Origin of the sequence: Brevundimonas sp. GCM10030266, from assembly GCF_042666595.1 — a bacterium.
Classification (GTDB): domain Bacteria; phylum Pseudomonadota; class Alphaproteobacteria; order Caulobacterales; family Caulobacteraceae; genus Brevundimonas.
Genome location: NZ_JBHTCY010000001.1, coordinates 795035 through 809922 on the forward strand (window position 1 = coordinate 795035; position 14888 = coordinate 809922).

The 14888-nt window shown below is 65.6% G+C and carries 18 protein-coding genes; 6 read left to right on the forward strand and 12 right to left on the reverse strand.

Annotated features, from left to right (window positions below; all coding sequences use genetic code 11):
• Window positions 1-260: 260 nt before the first annotated feature.
• The 4 genes from ACFQQC_RS04185 to ACFQQC_RS04200 form a co-directional block, all read right to left on the reverse strand.
• Window positions 261-824: a hypothetical protein gene (locus ACFQQC_RS04185; protein ID WP_376859981.1), complete on the reverse strand. Its 564-nt coding sequence runs from the start codon at window positions 822-824 to the stop codon at window positions 261-263.
• Window positions 825-1102: 278 nt separating this feature from the next.
• On the reverse strand, window positions 1103-1456 hold the full coding sequence (locus ACFQQC_RS04190) for an ethanolamine utilization protein (RefSeq protein WP_376859983.1): 354 nt from the start codon (window positions 1454-1456) through the stop codon (window positions 1103-1105).
• A complete protein-coding gene (locus ACFQQC_RS04195) occupies window positions 1453-1602 on the reverse strand; it encodes a hypothetical protein (RefSeq protein WP_376859985.1) in 150 nt (49 codons plus the stop codon). Before ACFQQC_RS04195 ends, ACFQQC_RS04190 begins: the two co-directional genes overlap by 4 nt.
• Before the next feature lie 290 nt (window positions 1603-1892).
• Window positions 1893-2603 carry a hypothetical protein gene (locus ACFQQC_RS04200; protein ID WP_376859987.1) on the reverse strand — a complete coding sequence of 237 codons (711 nt, stop codon included), beginning with the start codon at window positions 2601-2603 and terminating at the stop codon, window positions 1893-1895.
• Between the two features lie 176 nt (window positions 2604-2779).
• Between ACFQQC_RS04200 and ACFQQC_RS04205 the strand changes: the two genes are divergently transcribed.
• From ACFQQC_RS04205 to ACFQQC_RS04215, 3 genes are read left to right on the forward strand one after another with little or no spacing between them, the layout of a single operon-like run.
• A complete protein-coding gene (locus tag ACFQQC_RS04205) occupies window positions 2780-3268 on the forward strand; it encodes a TIR domain-containing protein (RefSeq protein WP_376859988.1) in 489 nt (162 codons plus the stop codon).
• 3 nt (window positions 3269-3271) lie between these two features.
• A complete protein-coding gene (locus tag ACFQQC_RS04210; protein WP_376859990.1) occupies window positions 3272-4720 on the forward strand; it encodes an SIR2 family protein in 1449 nt (482 codons plus the stop codon).
• Between the two features lie 9 nt (window positions 4721-4729).
• Window positions 4730-5284, forward strand: a complete 555-nt coding sequence (locus ACFQQC_RS04215) for a toll/interleukin-1 receptor domain-containing protein (protein WP_376859992.1) — start codon at window positions 4730-4732, stop codon at window positions 5282-5284.
• On the opposite strand, the gene ACFQQC_RS04220 is transcribed toward ACFQQC_RS04215, so the two are convergent.
• From ACFQQC_RS04220 to ACFQQC_RS04235, 4 genes are all read right to left on the reverse strand, one after another.
• On the reverse strand, window positions 5285-5881 hold the full coding sequence (locus ACFQQC_RS04220; RefSeq protein WP_376859994.1) for a toll/interleukin-1 receptor domain-containing protein: 597 nt from the start codon (window positions 5879-5881) through the stop codon (window positions 5285-5287).
• A 189-nt stretch (window positions 5882-6070) separates the two neighbouring features.
• Entirely contained in the window at window positions 6071-7720 is a 1650-nt protein-coding gene (groL, locus tag ACFQQC_RS04225) for a chaperonin GroEL (protein ID WP_376859996.1), read from the reverse strand.
• A 116-nt stretch (window positions 7721-7836) separates the two neighbouring features.
• Window positions 7837-8124, reverse strand: a complete 288-nt coding sequence (gene groES, locus ACFQQC_RS04230; RefSeq protein WP_376859997.1) for a co-chaperone GroES — start codon at window positions 8122-8124, stop codon at window positions 7837-7839.
• Between the two features lie 164 nt (window positions 8125-8288).
• Complete coding sequence (locus ACFQQC_RS04235; protein ID WP_376859998.1) at window positions 8289-9707, reverse strand: tetratricopeptide repeat protein; 1419 nt, start codon at window positions 9705-9707, stop codon at window positions 8289-8291.
• 157 nt (window positions 9708-9864) lie between these two features.
• Here ACFQQC_RS04235 and ACFQQC_RS04240 point away from each other — a divergent pair, with 157 nt between their 5' ends.
• Entirely contained in the window at window positions 9865-10281 is a 417-nt protein-coding gene (locus ACFQQC_RS04240) for a hypothetical protein (RefSeq protein ID WP_376859999.1), read from the forward strand.
• Window positions 10282-10451: 170 nt separating this feature from the next.
• Entirely contained in the window at window positions 10452-10811 is a 360-nt protein-coding gene (locus ACFQQC_RS04245) for a VOC family protein (protein WP_376860001.1), read from the forward strand.
• Here ACFQQC_RS04245 and ACFQQC_RS04250 read toward each other — a convergent pair.
• Window positions 10808-11047, reverse strand: coding sequence for a hypothetical protein (locus ACFQQC_RS04250; protein ID WP_376860003.1), 240 nt, complete (start codon window positions 11045-11047; stop codon window positions 10808-10810). The genes ACFQQC_RS04245 and ACFQQC_RS04250 overlap by 4 nt on opposite strands.
• A complete protein-coding gene (gene pgi / locus ACFQQC_RS04255) occupies window positions 11044-12669 on the reverse strand; it encodes a glucose-6-phosphate isomerase (protein ID WP_376860005.1) in 1626 nt (541 codons plus the stop codon). The genes ACFQQC_RS04250 and pgi overlap by 4 nt, the downstream gene beginning before the upstream one ends.
• A gap of 124 nt (window positions 12670-12793) precedes the next feature.
• Between pgi and ACFQQC_RS04260 the strand changes: the two genes are divergently transcribed.
• Window positions 12794-13270, forward strand: a complete 477-nt coding sequence (locus tag ACFQQC_RS04260) for a hypothetical protein (RefSeq protein ID WP_376860007.1) — start codon at window positions 12794-12796, stop codon at window positions 13268-13270.
• Between the two features lie 31 nt (window positions 13271-13301).
• Here ACFQQC_RS04260 and ACFQQC_RS04265 read toward each other — a convergent pair whose 3' ends face one another.
• Window positions 13302-13979 carry a thioredoxin family protein gene (locus tag ACFQQC_RS04265; protein ID WP_376860009.1) on the reverse strand — a complete coding sequence of 226 codons (678 nt, stop codon included), beginning with the start codon at window positions 13977-13979 and terminating at the stop codon, window positions 13302-13304.
• Between the two features lie 3 nt (window positions 13980-13982).
• Complete coding sequence (locus ACFQQC_RS04270; RefSeq protein WP_376860010.1) at window positions 13983-14888, reverse strand: hypothetical protein; 906 nt, start codon at window positions 14886-14888, stop codon at window positions 13983-13985.

A 14888-nucleotide genomic window follows, 5' to 3' on the forward strand; every position in this document is an offset into this window, starting at 1 on the left:
GCCAGTCCCCCTCCGGCGCCCGCTGCCCCTCATGGGCCAGCTCCGCCCACGCCTCACGGGCCAACTCGGCGTCTGACCACAAATCAAAAGCCCTCCCGATGGCGGAGGGGGGAGGGTTGGGTGGGGGTGCGTCCGCCGGACCCACGGAAGCCGGCGCGAGAGGCTTCGTCGCCCTCGCCTTCCGCGCCTTTCTCGTCACCAGCGAGCGCGCACCCCCATCCCCGACCCTTCCCCCCTCGAGGGGGAAGGGAGCAGAATGCCTACCCACCGGTCACCTCTTCCCCTTCGGAGGCCACGCCCCGCCGCGCCCTCAGGAAGTCCAGCGCCGCCTGCCGCCCGCGCGCCATGCCCGCCTCATCCGCGCTGCCGTCCCCGGCCATGCCCGTCACCCCGCGCGCCAGCCGCTCCAGCGTCCCCGCCAGCCGGGCGTATGTATAGGCCCGCGTCGGCTGCAGCTCGCCCAGCATCAGGATCGCGGTCCGCGCCGCCGCCCGCGCCGCCTCGGCCAGGGACGCTTCGCCGCCCAGCCCATTGCACGGCGCCTCGGCCGGCGACCCCTTCACCGCCCTGGCCTTCTCGTCCAGCGCCTCCGGCGTCAGCACACAGCCCGCCTCGGCCTCATCCTTCCGCAGGCAGTCGTGCCGCTTCAGATGCGCATAGATGGTCCGCTCGGCCGGCCCGAACGCCTCCGACAGCGCCCGCGCCGTCACCCCGCGCGCGAACAGCGCCCGCACCTCCGCCCACTGCGTCCTGCTCAGCCGCCCGTACGGCTTCCGCTCCAGCCCCGTCGTCTCCGCCGCCTCACCGCCCCGTCCCCGCGCCATCGCCTCTCTCCCGGGCTCCATGCCCGGACGCAATTATCGGGGCGCCCGCAGGGACCGCTGGAAGACTGCCGACTCTTTTCGCCAGGCCATTGATTCCGGGACGTTTCACCGCGCGAGTTCGGCCGAACTCAGCTCACCTCTCCGCATCGCGGGGAGGGGGACCACCGGCGCAGCCGGTGGTGGAGGGGTCTGCCCGCCCCCCGCACGGTCTCCCGTCTCCTCCCCATCGCGATGGGGAGGGGGACCGCGAAGCGGTGGAGGGGCTCTTCACCCCAAGCTCAATCCCCCGCCGCCTCCCGCCAGTGCGGCCAGGTGACATAGGCCGTCACCGCCCCGTCCGCCCCCGCCCGGATCGTCACAGTCTCGTCCTTCGGCATATGGACGATATCCCCGACCCCGGCCTCCAGCGTCTCGCCCCGGCTCTCCACCGTCAGCCGTCCCTCCAGCACGATCATGGTGTCATGCACCTTCATCGTCTCGGTCAGGCTCTGGTCGGGGCCATAGCGGCCATGGCCGACGGTCACCGGCCCGCCGTCCGAGGCGTCGATTCCGTCGGCGGTGAAGATGTCGGCGTCCTGCCCCGGCGACCGCTCGAACGCGGCCTCGGCCAGCCTCAGCCGCCGCACCCTCACGGCACGACGCCCGTCGTCGGCCCGACCCCGTCGTCCTCGTCTTCACTCGTGGGCAGCGGTATCGCCCGCCCCGGCCGCTCCAGCGCCTCGACGTCCTCGCGCAGGTCTTCCAGCTCGTCGTCCAGCGGGGTGTCGGGATCGGTCATGGGAGGCTCCTTCTGTTGCGGAGAAGGAATGGCGGGGGACCGGACGGTGTTCCCATTCCTCGCCCTGCGGGGGAGGGGGACCCTGCGAAGCCCTCCGGGCGAAGCAGGGTGGAGGGGACTGTCAATTCAGCTTCCCTCGCCCTCCTAAGAAGGAATGTCGCTCCGTCGCAGCGACAGAGTGGGGGCGGTATAAGGGTGCGGTCGTAGGCCGTTCGCTGTCCGCATGCCGTGTCGTGGGAGCGGCGGACAGATCCGCAAGACGCGTACGCTCGCTTCCCAGCACGAGTGCGCTATTCCTTTTTCTGCTCCGAGGAGGGGCTTACGCTCGCGCTTGACGTAACGTGGGGAGGCTCTTGCGGCGGCATCAGCTTCTGCATCCACATACCGGCAGTAAATGCGCCACCTAGAAGGATCGCGAGGGCGCCGAGTGCCGCCCAGACATGGGATAGGCGTAGTGATCTGATGAAAGCGTACAAGCTCACCGTTCCCAGATCAGGCACTGTCTCCGACGGTCTCGGGGAAGTAGAGAGCCGCTGGCGCCAGTTGTCGAGCAGTCCGGCGAAGGTAGGGGTGTTCAGTGAGTTGGGGTTGATCGGGAGCTGGTGGACAAACCAATCGTTCCCTTTTTCGAGCAATCCATCGCAGCGGACATTCTGGTCAACAAGCACCAAGAGTGGGAGGTTGCGATTGTAAGCGAGAGCCGCTTCGATCTGATTCCATGGCGTCGCGAGGCCCGCGTCTTTGACCGCCTTTTGAGCGTCTGAACCCCGTCGCTCAAAGCCATCTCCGATCCAGTAGCGTTCGACCGCGATCACAACTACGCCCGAACACTTGTCCATCTGGTTGGTGATCGCGCGAAGAGGCGCATCGGCGCTAAAAGTGTTTCTACCGATGGTGCAGGGGGAGCAGCCGAGCGCTCTCAGCCGCGCCTCTACCGCGCTCACGAAAGCCTCCTGCTCGGCGCTAAGGCCGGTTCCCACGCTAACGAAGACGTCAATCATTTTGTCCCCCGACAACCCGTCTTAACGGACATCCGCTGGATATCCGTTGGCAAGCGGATTCAACTACCTCAGCGGGAGCTGTACGGCTAGGGGCGGGCTGTCCTTCGAGAGTGTCCGTTTGACATTGGCTGGGACTCTCTCTTTGGTTGAGTCAAGCAAAGCTTGGGGAGGCAAATATGGCCCGGCGGGTATTTTTCAGTTTTCACTATGCGCGCGATGTCATGCGCGTGACCCAAGTTCGCAACTCATGGGTGGTTAGGCCGGAGCATGAAGCCCAGCCGTTCTACGATGCAGCCGAGTTTGAAGAGGCGAAGAGGAAGGCCGGCGGGATCGAAAAATGGATCGAGTCCCAACTCTCTGGCACATCGGTCACCGTCGTCCTTTACGGCCATGAAACTGCGCAACGGGATTGGGTCATACATGAAATCAAGCGCAGCTATCAGTTGGGAAAAGGCATTCTTGCCATCGACATCCATCGACTCAAACACCCGACGACAGGCGCCGACCAGCCAGGCGTCAATCCGCTCACTAAGCTCCATATCGACAGGGGGGGGCAGAAGGTGCTGCTGAGCACCCTCTACAAGAGCTACGATTGGGTGAACGATAACGGCTATAGCAACATGGCGACTTGGATTGAGGCCGCAGCAAAGGCGGTCGGACGGTAAGTGATGGCGAGTCCCGGCCGTACCAAGTTGCTAAAGTCTTTTCCGCAAGCTCTGCACCAAGGTTATGGTGCATTCTTCGTTGGCGCCGGTATATCTCGGGCGGCTGGTTATCCGACTTGGTCGGAGCTGCTTAAGGATATTGGGGAGGAACTGGGGGTCCATTCACATGATATCTCGGATCTTGCGGCTCTAGCTCAGTGGCACATCACTGAGCGTGGCAACGCCACGGGAGTGCGTAATGTAATCAAGTCAGAGATTGGCGTTGATCGACCGGTGCCTGAATCTTTGGAGGTTATAGCGCGGTTACCAGCTCGCCATATCTGGACGACCAACTACGATCGTCTGGTAGAGCGAGCATTCGAGACCGTAAGGCGGCCGATTGATCCAGTTTCAGCTCCCAGCGATCTCACCCTGAAGCCCAAGCCTGGGGCTGCTCACCTCTACAAGATGCATGGATCGATTGATCGGCTGGATGACATTGTCATTTCGACTGAGGATTACGAGCTCTATCGCTCTCGCCGCGGCGCCTTTCTGCCTCTTCTGCAAGCGCATCTGACAAGCATGTCGATGCTATTTGTTGGCCTAAGTCTGACTGACCCCAACATCAGGCAAGTCCTGTCGACCATTCGCGAAAGTTTCGCCGAAACTCCGGGTGAGCATTTTGCGATTGTTAAACCGCCGGCCAGATCTGATTTTAAAACAGATGCGGAGTTCGAAGCCCGTGCGGCGCAACACCGGCTGTGGGCACAGGACCTAAGACGCTATGGTCTTATAACTGTAGAGGTCGATGAGTATTCAGAAATTCCGGAACTTCTCAAACAGATCGAGCGTCGCGTCGCAAGTATGCGGGTATGGGTAAGTGGTAGTTGGCCCTTGGAGGGAAGTGCATCCGGGGCTGCGGACCTGTACCGGCTGTCAGAAGGTGTTGGCGGTCTGATCGGTAGGATCGGTCGGGATTTGGTTTCTGGATCGGGCGTGCTTGTAGGTTCAGCAGCGATAGCCGGCTTCATCGATGCGCTCCGCCAGGAGGGTGGGTGGGATCTTGACCGGCGTCTCATCGTGCGCCCGTTTCTTCAGCCTCTAGAAGGCAAAGACCCAGATCGGACTCAGTGGGCGGCGCTTCGCGTCGAAATGTCCCGCTATGCCGGAGTGGTGATCTTCCTCGGTGGGGCGAAGCTGCAGGATGGCATCCTTGTCGATGCCGACGGGGTGTTTGCCGAGTATGAAGCAGCCCGAGCGGCCGGTGCTTTTATATTGCCTGTTGGCGCTACCGGGGGGGCTGCCAAAGCAATTGCCGACAACATTCGTGGGTCGGATATACCAACGACCGGTGTCAGAGCTTCAAGGCCGACAGATGATGAACTTGACCGACTTGGAGACCCTAACAACTCATCCGAAATTCTTCTGGCGATAATCGGTGATATAATAAATCGTCTATCAAAGGTCGATTGAGCTATCGACATGGTGGAGTATGTCACCCGCGATGAACTGCGCTCTGCCGCCGCCGGATTAAAGCTGGATGAACAGGTTGCGCGGCGTCGTAAGGCGTCTAGCCAAACGCTGACGGGTTCAACATTCCTCTCTCATTCGAGCAAGGATAAGGATCTCGTCCTTGGCGCAACAATTCTCCTCGAGAACCACGGAGCCAAAGTTTATCTCGATGAGATAGACCCTGCGATGCCTCCTTACACTAACGACGAGACCGCACGTCTGTTAAAGTCTCGCATCCGGCAAACTCATAGGTTCGTCTTGCTGGTGAGCCCCAATAGCAAGGAAAGCCGCTGGGTGCCGTGGGAACTCGGCGTAGCAGACGGCTATAAGAGCTTGGGTACTATAGCCCTCTTGCCGTCGGCGGACGATCCGTATGACCGAGCTTGGGCGGAGTGGGAGTATCTCGGCCTCTACCATCGGATCGTTTGGGGTGAGATTAACGGTGAGCCCAAGCCGCTTTGGATGGTCCTTGATCATCGAGCGAACACAGCTACGCCTTTAAGGCGTTGGCTGTCGGGCGGCTAGTCAACCGCTGGGGCGTAGTTTGTCGTTTCCCGTTTTCCAGTCGTCATAACGTTTGAAAACGGCTGCAGTTTCAGTTTTGGCTGACTTGTTTATGTATATGTTTGGAGAAGAACTAATATCTGTGAAATCTACCTTTGGGTATAACTCAAGATACTCTTGACCAGAGAAATCTAGATGCCCGTTTGGTGGTATGAGGGGGAGAATTGCAACGTTTCCATTCATTCCATCGAAGAAACCGAGTTCCCATGGCATCCACAGAGAGGTCCGTGAGTGTCTTGAATGAAGATAGAAGCAAGAATCGCTCTTGCGCATCTGTTTTCGCAACGTCTCGGCAGTGCCAACAGATATCGCGTTCCGATCCAATTCCGGATCCTCAATCCAGTCAACATAAACAGTTTTTCCGCTGGCCTCGAGAATCTTTTTTACGCCCAGAACCAAACCAGCATCTCGCATCGAGTGCGATAGAAATATGTCGTAGCGGTCCTTCAGTGCTAAAGCGGCGTTACCTATCATCAAAATCAGTTGAGCTGCAATGTCGGCCGTGAAGTCAGTCGTGTCGCCGCCTCGCGCGCGGGCATCATTTTCTTTCAAATACACGCCACTCTCCATCAGGTCTGGGTGTGCGGTCTCGTAGATACTTGTCTGTAAAAGCCAAAGATCCGCCAAAAAAAGGCGCCCCGGTCTCCCGGAGCGCCTTCTTCGTTCTCAGCTTGAACCGCTGAACTTCCAACCCCCGGCCTTCGCCGGGGCGTCCCGAGGCGAGCCTTTCGGCTCGCCTCGATCCGCTTAGAAGTCCATCCCGCCCATGCCGCCCATGCCGCCGCCCATGTCCGGGGCGCCGCCGGCCGAGGCCTTCTTCGGCGCGTCGGCGACCGCGGCTTCGGTCGTGATCAGGATGCCGGCCACCGAGGCCGCGTCCTGCAGGGCGGTGCGGACCACCTTGGCGGGGTCGATGACGCCCATCTTGACCAGGTCGCCGTACTCTTCGGTCTGGGCGTTGAAGCCGAACGAGGCGTCGGTCGATTCCAGCACCTTGCCGACGACGATCGAACCCTCGACGCCCGCGTTCTCCGAGATCTGACGGATCGGAGCCTGCAGGGCGCGACGGATGATGGCGATGCCGGCGGTCTGGTCGGCGTTGTCGCCCTTGACGTCGGCCAGGACCTTGGAGGCCTTGAGCAGGGCGATGCCGCCGCCCGGGACGATGCCTTCGTCAGCCGCGGCGCGGGTGGCGTTCAGGGCGTCGTCGACGCGGTCCTTCTTCTCCTTGACCTCGACCTCGGTCGAGCCGCCGACGCGCAGGACGGCGACGCCGCCGGCCAGCTTGGCCAGACGTTCCTGCAGCTTCTCCTTGTCGTAGTCCGAGGTCGTGGCTTCGATCTGGGCCTTGATCTGGGCGACGCGGCCTTCGATGTCAGCCTTCTCGCCGACGCCTTCCACGATGGTGGTGTCGTCCTTGGTGATGGTGACCTTCTTGGCGCGGCCCAGCATGTCGAGCGTGACGCTCTCCAGCTTGATGCCGAGGTCTTCCGAGATGACCTGGCCGCCCGTCAGGATGGCGATGTCTTCCAGCATGGCCTTGCGGCGGTCGCCGAAGCCCGGAGCCTTGACGGCGGCGACGCGCAGGCCGCCACGCAGCTTGTTCACGACGAGGGTGGCCAGGGCCTCGCCCTCGATGTCCTCGGCGATGATGATCAGCGGGCGACCCGACTGGACCACGGCTTCCAGGATCGGGAGCATGGCCTGCAGCGACGACAGCTTCTTCTCGTGGAGCAGGATGAGCGGCTCCTCGAGCTGGGCCTCCATCTTGTCGGCGTTGGTGATGAAGTAGGGGCTCAGGTAGCCGCGGTCGAACTGCATGCCCTCGACGATGTCGACGGTGGTTTCGGCGGTCTTGGCTTCTTCAACGGTGATGACGCCGTCGTTGCCGACCTTGGCCATGGCTTCGGCGATCAGGCCGCCGACTTCAGCGTCGCCGTTGGCCGAGATGGTGCCGACCTGGGCGATTTCCGAGTTGTTGGAGACCGGCTTGGAGCTGGCCTTGACCTCGGCCAGGACGGCGGTGACCGCCTTGTCGATGCCGCGCTTCAGGTCCATCGGGTTCATGCCCGCGGCGACGGCCTTCAGGCCCTCCTGCACGATGGCCTGGGCCAGGACGGTCGCGGTGGTGGTGCCGTCACCCGCCTTGTCGTTCGTCTTCGACGCGACTTCGCGGATCATCTGGGCGCCCATGTTCTCGAAGGCGTCTTCCAGCTCGATTTCCTTGGCGACCGAAACGCCGTCCTTGGTCGAGCGCGGGGCGCCGAACGACTTCTGGATCACCACATTGCGGCCCTTCGGACCCAGGGTGACCTTGACGGCGTTGGCGAGCACGTTGACGCCGCGCAGCATCTTGTCGCGCGCGTCGGTGTTGAACTGTACGATCTTGGCGGCCATTGGCGGCTGCTCCTTGAAAGAGGTGATTGGTGTTTGGTGGTTGGTGAGGATGGGATCAGCGGCGGCGGCGAACCGGTCTCGGTCGCGCCAGCCACCAATCACCCATCACCAATCACTCAGCTCAGGACGCCCAGGACGTCCGATTCCTTCATGATGATCAGGTCTTCGCCGTCGATCTTGATCTCGGTGCCCGACCATTTGCCGAACAGGATGCGGTCGCCGGCCTTCAGTTCCAGGGCCTGGACGACGCCGCTGTCGTCACGGACGCCGGCGCCGACGGAGATAACTTCGCCTTCCTGCGGCTTTTCCTTGGCGGTGTCGGGGATGATGATCCCGCCCTTGGTCTTGGATTCTTCTTCAACGCGCTTGACCAGCACGCGGTCGCCGAGCGGACGGAACGCCATCGGACTTCTCCCTGTAAACCCCCGGAACGGGGCGTTCTGAAATGATGGGAAGCACCCGCGCCGGATCGCCGTTTTGGCAGCCGACCCGTGAGAGTGCCAACGCGAGCGGCAAGTAGGGGGCGGACCCCCGACCGTCAAGCGTCAGCGGCTGGATTCGGGCGGCGTCAGTCCGTCGCGGCGGACAGGGTCCAGGCGGCCTCGACCTGTCGGGCGAACAGGGGGCGGGCGCCGCGCACGCGGGTGCGCCAGTCGCGGCCGCGGGCCTGCTGGCCCAGCAGATCGCCCAGCCCATCGCGGACCAGCACCAACGCCTCGTCGGAGCGGGCGCGGTTGATCAGGAAGCCGGCGTACTGTTCGGTCCCCGACAGCGCCGTCGCGTGGGCGGGGGGCAGGCGGTCGGCGGCGATGGACCGGGCCCGCTGGTACAGGCCCTCAGCCTCGGGCGCGCGGCCCAGCCGGTCCAGCACGGCGGCATAGCCGGTCAGGGTGTCGAGCAGGTCGGGGCTGTCGGCGCCCACGCCCGCCTCATAAACGGCCAGCCCCTCGCGGAACGGCGCCTCGGCCTCGGTCCAGCGGCCCTGGTCGGACAGGGCGTAGCCCAGGTTGGCGCGGGCGTTGCCGGTGAAGGGATGGTCCGGCCCGACGATCTCCAGCGCCAGTTCCAGCGCCCGGCGGAACGGCGCCTCGGCCCGCTCGCCCTGCTTGGTCACATGCAGATACCAGCCGTAGTTGGTCAGGCACTGGGCCAGCAGGACGGGATCATTGGCGCCCTCGGCGATGGCCACGGCGCGGACGTAAAGCGGCTCGGCCTGATGCGCCCGCCCGGTGCGGCGCAGGGAGTTGCCCAGGTTCGACAGCACGATGGCGACATGGAAGTCGTCCGGCCCGTACAGCACCTCATACATGCCCAGCACCTGCCGGTAGAGCGGATCGGCCTCGGCATGGCGGCCCTGGGCGGTCAGGGCGTTGGCGACCAGGTTCAGGCTGTCGGCGGTCTTCTCGTGCACCTCGCCCAGCTGGGTGCGGCGCAAGGCCAGGCTGGCGCGGGCCGAGGCCTCGGCCTCCTCGTTGCGGCCCAGGGCGTCGAGGATACGCCCCCGGTCGTACAGCAGGGTCGCCTGTTCCGCCGGGTCCGTCAGGGCCAACGCCCGCTCGATGTCGGCCAGCGCCCCGGCGTAATCGCCGTTCTCCAGCTTCAGCCGGGCCTGTGTCGCCAGCGGATGGGCCAGGGCCCGATCGTTCGGTCCCAGCCGGGTCTCGATCACCTCGACGGCGGCCCGGATGGCGGCGGCGGCCCCGGCGGCGTCTTGCGCGCCATAGCGTTCGACGCCCAGCGCCACGAGGGCCTCGGCGGCGACCTTCGCATCGCCCTCGCGCCGCAGGATGGTCGCCACGGGGTCGATCTCGCTCGGCGCCGAAATGCGGACCTCGGTCGGCGCCGGTGGCGGCGGAGGTGGTGGCGGTGGAGGAGGCGGTGGCGGCGGGGGTTGCTGCACCACCTGGGCGGCGGCGGGCGCGGCGACCAGCGTCAGGGCTAGGCCCGACGTTGTCGCCAGCAGCACGATCGCCAACAGCCGTTTCACCCAGAACGCCTCCCTTTCGCGGCCATCAGCCGACATTACAGCGATTTATGCAAGGTGAACCGAAACTGAACGGCCCCCTCCCGGCTTGTTCAGGCTGGCCCCTCCATAAAGGCCACACACCCGGCGGAGACGCCGGTCCGTTTGAAAGGAGCCGACCATGAAGACGCTTTCGAAATTCGCTATCGCCACGCCGGCCCTGGTCGGCGCCATGACCCTGATGGCCGCCGCCCCGGCCGAGGCCCAGAGCCGCGACCGTGACAATACCAGCCGCAACGCCGTGATCGGCGCGGTCGTCGGTGGTCTGGCCGGCGCGGCCATCGGCAACGGCGACGGCACCTACGCCATCGGCGGCGCCCTCGCCGGCGCGGCCCTCGGCGCCGCCGCCAGCAACCGCGGCGACGACTGCGGCTACTACCGCGGCGGCCGCTGCTACCGGAACCAGGGCCACTGGGAGCGCGAACACGGCATCAACAGCCGCGACCCGCGCTGGGAGCAACGTCGCGACTACCGCGAATGGCGCCGGGAGAACCGTCGCGATGAACGCCGCGACTACCGCTACGACCGTCGCTGGTAATCAGACACCCTTCCGTCCGGCCGCGTGAGTTCAGCCGGACGTGTGGGCGAGGAAGGCGGGCTTCGGAAACGAAGGCCCGCCTTTTTCCTGTCTGACGCCCCCCTCTGGCGCCCCCTCTGGCGTCCGGCCTAATCCCGGCGCAGGGTGCTGTCGGACAGGGAGGACATCACATGGCGGTCACCGGCATCGGCGGCTTCTTTTTCCGCGCGAAGGATCCCGAGGCCCTTGCGGCCTGGTATCTGGAGCATCTGGGCGTCGGCGCCCCTCCGGGCGTCTTCCTGTGGAACCAGCAGGCCGGGCCGACGGTCTTCGCGCCGTTCAAGGCCGACAGCGACTATTTCGCCGCCGACAAGGCCTTCATGCTGAACCTGCGCGTCGATGACCTGGACGGTCTGCTGACGTCGCTCCGGGCGGCCGGTATCGAGATCATCACCAAGCCCGAATGGGACGCCTCGCCCGAGATCGGCCGCTTCGCCCGCATCCACGACCCGGAAGGCAACGCCATCGAGCTGTGGCAGCCGCCGGCCTAGCCTTCTTCGGCGGCTTCCGCAGCCGCCGCCAATTCGCCGCGCTCGATCAGGGCGCGTCCCAGCATGATGGCCTGCGCCGCCGTCATCACCGTATCGACGGTCTGGCCCTGCCCTGCGTCGTACTGAGCCCGGCTGGTCGCCCACTCCAGATCGAGCGTGACAAGATCGTCGATGATCCCCGTCCCGAAGGCGATCAGGGGATGCAGGTCGGGGAAATCGTCTTCGGCTTCGCTCATACCATCAACCGCTTCATCAGCTCCGTCGTGGACGGATCCAGCCCGGCCGACGGTTCGCCGGCGGCGACATCCTTCAGGATGGCCTTGGCCAGCACCTTGCCCAGTTCGACGCCCCACTGGTCGAAGCTGTTGATGTCCTCAATCACGCCCTCGACGAAGGTCTTGTGCTCGTACAGCGCCAGCAGGGCGCCGACGGCTTCGGGGCTCAGGGCGTCCAGCAGGATGGTCGTGGACGGACGATCGCCGGGGAAGGTCTTGTGCGGGGCCAGACGGTCCGCCTCGGCCTCATCGGCGCCCGCCGCAATCAGTTCGGCGCGGGCGTCCTTCTCCGTCTTGCCGACCATCAGCGCCTGGGCCTGGGCCAGGGCGTTCGACCACAGCGGCGCATCGCCTTCGCGATCGTCGATGGCGGCCGCGGAGGTATGGGCGACCACCACGAACTCGGCGGGAACCACGGTCGGTCCCTGATGGATCTGCTGGAAGAAGGCGTGCTGGCCGTTGGTGCCCGGTTCGCCGAAGACGATGGGGCCGGTGGCGGTGTCGACGGGCGTGCCGTCGCGCTTCACCCGCTTGCCGTTCGACTCCATCTCCAGCTGCTGCAGGAAGGCGGGCAGGCGGCGCAGGCCGTGGGCATAGGGGGCGACGGTGCGGGCGTTGCGCCCCAAGCCCTCGACATTAAAGATCTGCGCCAGCGCCAGCAGCACCGGGGCGTTCTTCTCCAGATCGGCCTCGACGAAATGCTCGTCCATCGCCCGGGCGCCGGCCAGCACCCGCTCGAACACGTCCCAGCCCAGGGCGACCGCGACGGACAGGCTGACCGCCGACCACAGCGAATAACGCCCGCCGACCCAGTCGCGGAAGCCGAAGGTGCGGCCGCAGCCCCAGTCCTTCGCCTTCTCCGGCGCGGCGGTGACGCCGATCAGGTGGCGCACCATCCGGCGCGGCGACAGGCTTTCGGCCAGCCAGGCCTTGGCCAGCTCCGCATTGGCCAGGGTCTCCTGGGTGGTGAAGGTCTTGGACACGACCACGACCAGCGTCGTTTCCGGATCCAGTCCGGCCAGGGCCTCGGCCATGTCGCGCGGGTCGATATTGGCGACGAAGCGCAGGTCGATGGTCGGCTCCAGCGGCTTCAGCGCGTCCCACAGCAGGCGCGGGCCCAGGTCCGATCCACCGATGCCGATGTGAACGATGGCGGTGAACGGCTGTTTCGTTCCGCCCGTCTCGGCGCCCGAACGGATGTCGGTGGCGAACTCGCACATGGCGTCGCGGGTCTCGTCGACCTCCTTCGACACCGCCTCGCCCAGGGCGTGGAAGTCGGCGCCCTCGGCGGCGCGCAGGGCGGGGTGCAGAACCGCGCGGCCCTCGGTGTTGTTGACCGCCTCGCCGGCGAACAGGGCGTTGCGCCGTCCCTCGACATCGCAGGCGCGAGCCACATCCAGCGCCGCCTCGAAGCCTTCCGCGCTCCACGACTGCTTCGACAGGTCCAGATACAGGCCCGCGGCGTCCAGGCTCATCCGGTCCACCCGACCGGGGTCGGTGGCGAAATGGTGGACGATGCGCGCCCCGGCGTCCTTGCGCGCCACGGCGCGGAGCAGGTCGAGGGCTTGTTTGCGGGCGGTCATGGCGATCTCGGCGGCGTCGGACGGGCGGGGAGGCGTAAACCCTCGTTTACGGGTCAGGCGTAAGCCGGTTCAACGGCGAATCCATGATTCGTCGAAACAAATAAGGTTAGCCCCCGAGGTTCCCATGTCCTGCGGCGTCGCCCTGGCTCTTTCCCTGCTGCTCACCGACCCGAACGTCGCGCTGGCGGCGGAGCAGCCGCCCGCCCCCGCCGGGGCGCCGGTCTCGGTCGCCGGTGAGCCGCTGTTCGCGGATATCATCAGCCGCGCGGGCGCCCTTCGCTCGGTCGTTGGCCAGTGGCAGGCCAACCTGGCGTCTTCTCCGGACTGGTACATGACCCCGGAGGCGATCGGCCGGTTTGAAACCGAGACCACGGCCCTCGCCGCCCTCGACATGCAGGGTCACCTGATCCTCAAGGAGCGCGGCACCGACGGCGACCTGAAATGCATCCTGCGCGGCATTTCGGAAGACATGCCCAAAAAGGTCGAAGCCATCCGCACCGCCGGCACCCCGGCCGAACGCCGGGTCGCGCTGGATGAACTCCACTACCTGCTGAACGACAACGTCGAGGTCATCACCGCCCCGCCGGCGCCGCCGGTCTAGGCGGCGTCAGGGGTTTGCGTGACGGCGGGCGTCAGGCGTCCTCGTCCGCATATTTGATCGAACAGCCGTAGGGCGCCGCCAGATCGGTGCGGAGCGGGCGCTCGGACATCACGTCGTCCAGCGCCGAGCGGACGAAATTGGTCGCGCCCTGCAGATCGGCGACCTCGACGGTCGGTTTGTCGTCAATGCCGCCGACGAAGACCAGCCGCCCCTCGCGGTCGATGACCCGCATGTCGGGCGTGGTCTTGGCGCCGTAGGTCCGGCCGACCTGGCCGGTGGGATCGAGCAGCAGATGGGCGGCGTTCGCCCGGGTCCGCGTCTTCCAGTCACGGGCGTCCTGGCCCTCGACATAGCCCTGCTTGCCCGGGGCGGAGGAGATGATGCTCAGCCACACCACGCCGTCCTCGGCCGCCTCGCGCTGCAGGGCCTGCATGGCGCCGGAATAGTGTTTCTGGACGTAGGGGCAGCCCTCATTGGTCCACTCCAGCACCACCACCTTGCCGCGGAAGTCGGACAGGCTGCGCTGGACGCCGTCCGCATCGACAAGGGTGAAGGCGGGGGCCGGCTGGCCCGGCATGGGCATCAGCGCCGGCGCGGGAGAGGGTGAGGAGGCGGGGGCTTCGGCCTTCTCAGCGGGCGCGGCGGCCTGCTGCTGGCAGGCGAGCAGGAGGCTGGACAGGGCGACAACGGCGAGGGTCGATCGGATCATGGCTCAGCTCAGCAAAAGGTGGGCATGGGGGAAGTTGGTCGCGCCCCAGTGGGCGACGTAGACGTGAGGGGCGTCAAGCGCGACGCTCAACTGAACATCCGGGCGCAGGGCCCTCAGTTCCCGGAACTGGGTCTCGCTGAGGCGGGTGTTGCGCAGGCGCGCCGCGCGGATCTGGTCCATGAACGACGACCGGAACAGGCGCAGATAGTCCTCCATCGGTGTGGAGTTCCACTCGGCGTCACCGCCGGGCTCCACCTCCATGACGGGCGACAGGGAGTCGCTGAAGTCGAAGAAATAGAGGCGCGGCAGCCGCTTCGCCTCGGCCAGCCGGCCGATGAAGCCGCGCGTGCGGAAGTCCCGGCCGGTGCGCAGGCGCTGCAGGTCGGGCAGGTCCAGGTCGAAGAAGCCGGGCTCGGGCGGCTGGGGCAGGACCAGATCGGTCAGTCGGGGCATCAGCGCCAGCAAGGCCGGCGACTGGTCGTCCTCGACAGCCTTCTGGTTATGGTCGCCGGTGTCCGACTGGGGGATGGTCAGCTGAGTCAGGCGCGGGAAGGCGGGTGCGCGCTCAATGAGGGAGGCGAAGTCCCAGGTCGCCATGCCGTTGGCGCCCTCGTCCGGCCCGTCGATCTTCAGCGAGCCGATCCACGGCGCGACGGCCGGATCGGCGAGGGCCTCGAGCGCCTCGGGCCAGCCCTCATAGGTCGAGCCGAAATAGGTGACCGCCAGCAGGCCGCCCACGTCCGCCGCCGTCAGCCGGGGACAGCCGCCGTCGATGTGCTGCAGGCGCGACGGCGGGTCGACCGGTTCGTCGGCGCCCGGATCCAGATCGTCCTCGGAGAGGGCGGCGTTGATGTCGGACTGGGCGTCCAGAATTCTCCGCAGGGCCGCTTCGATATCCGGGTTCGTCAT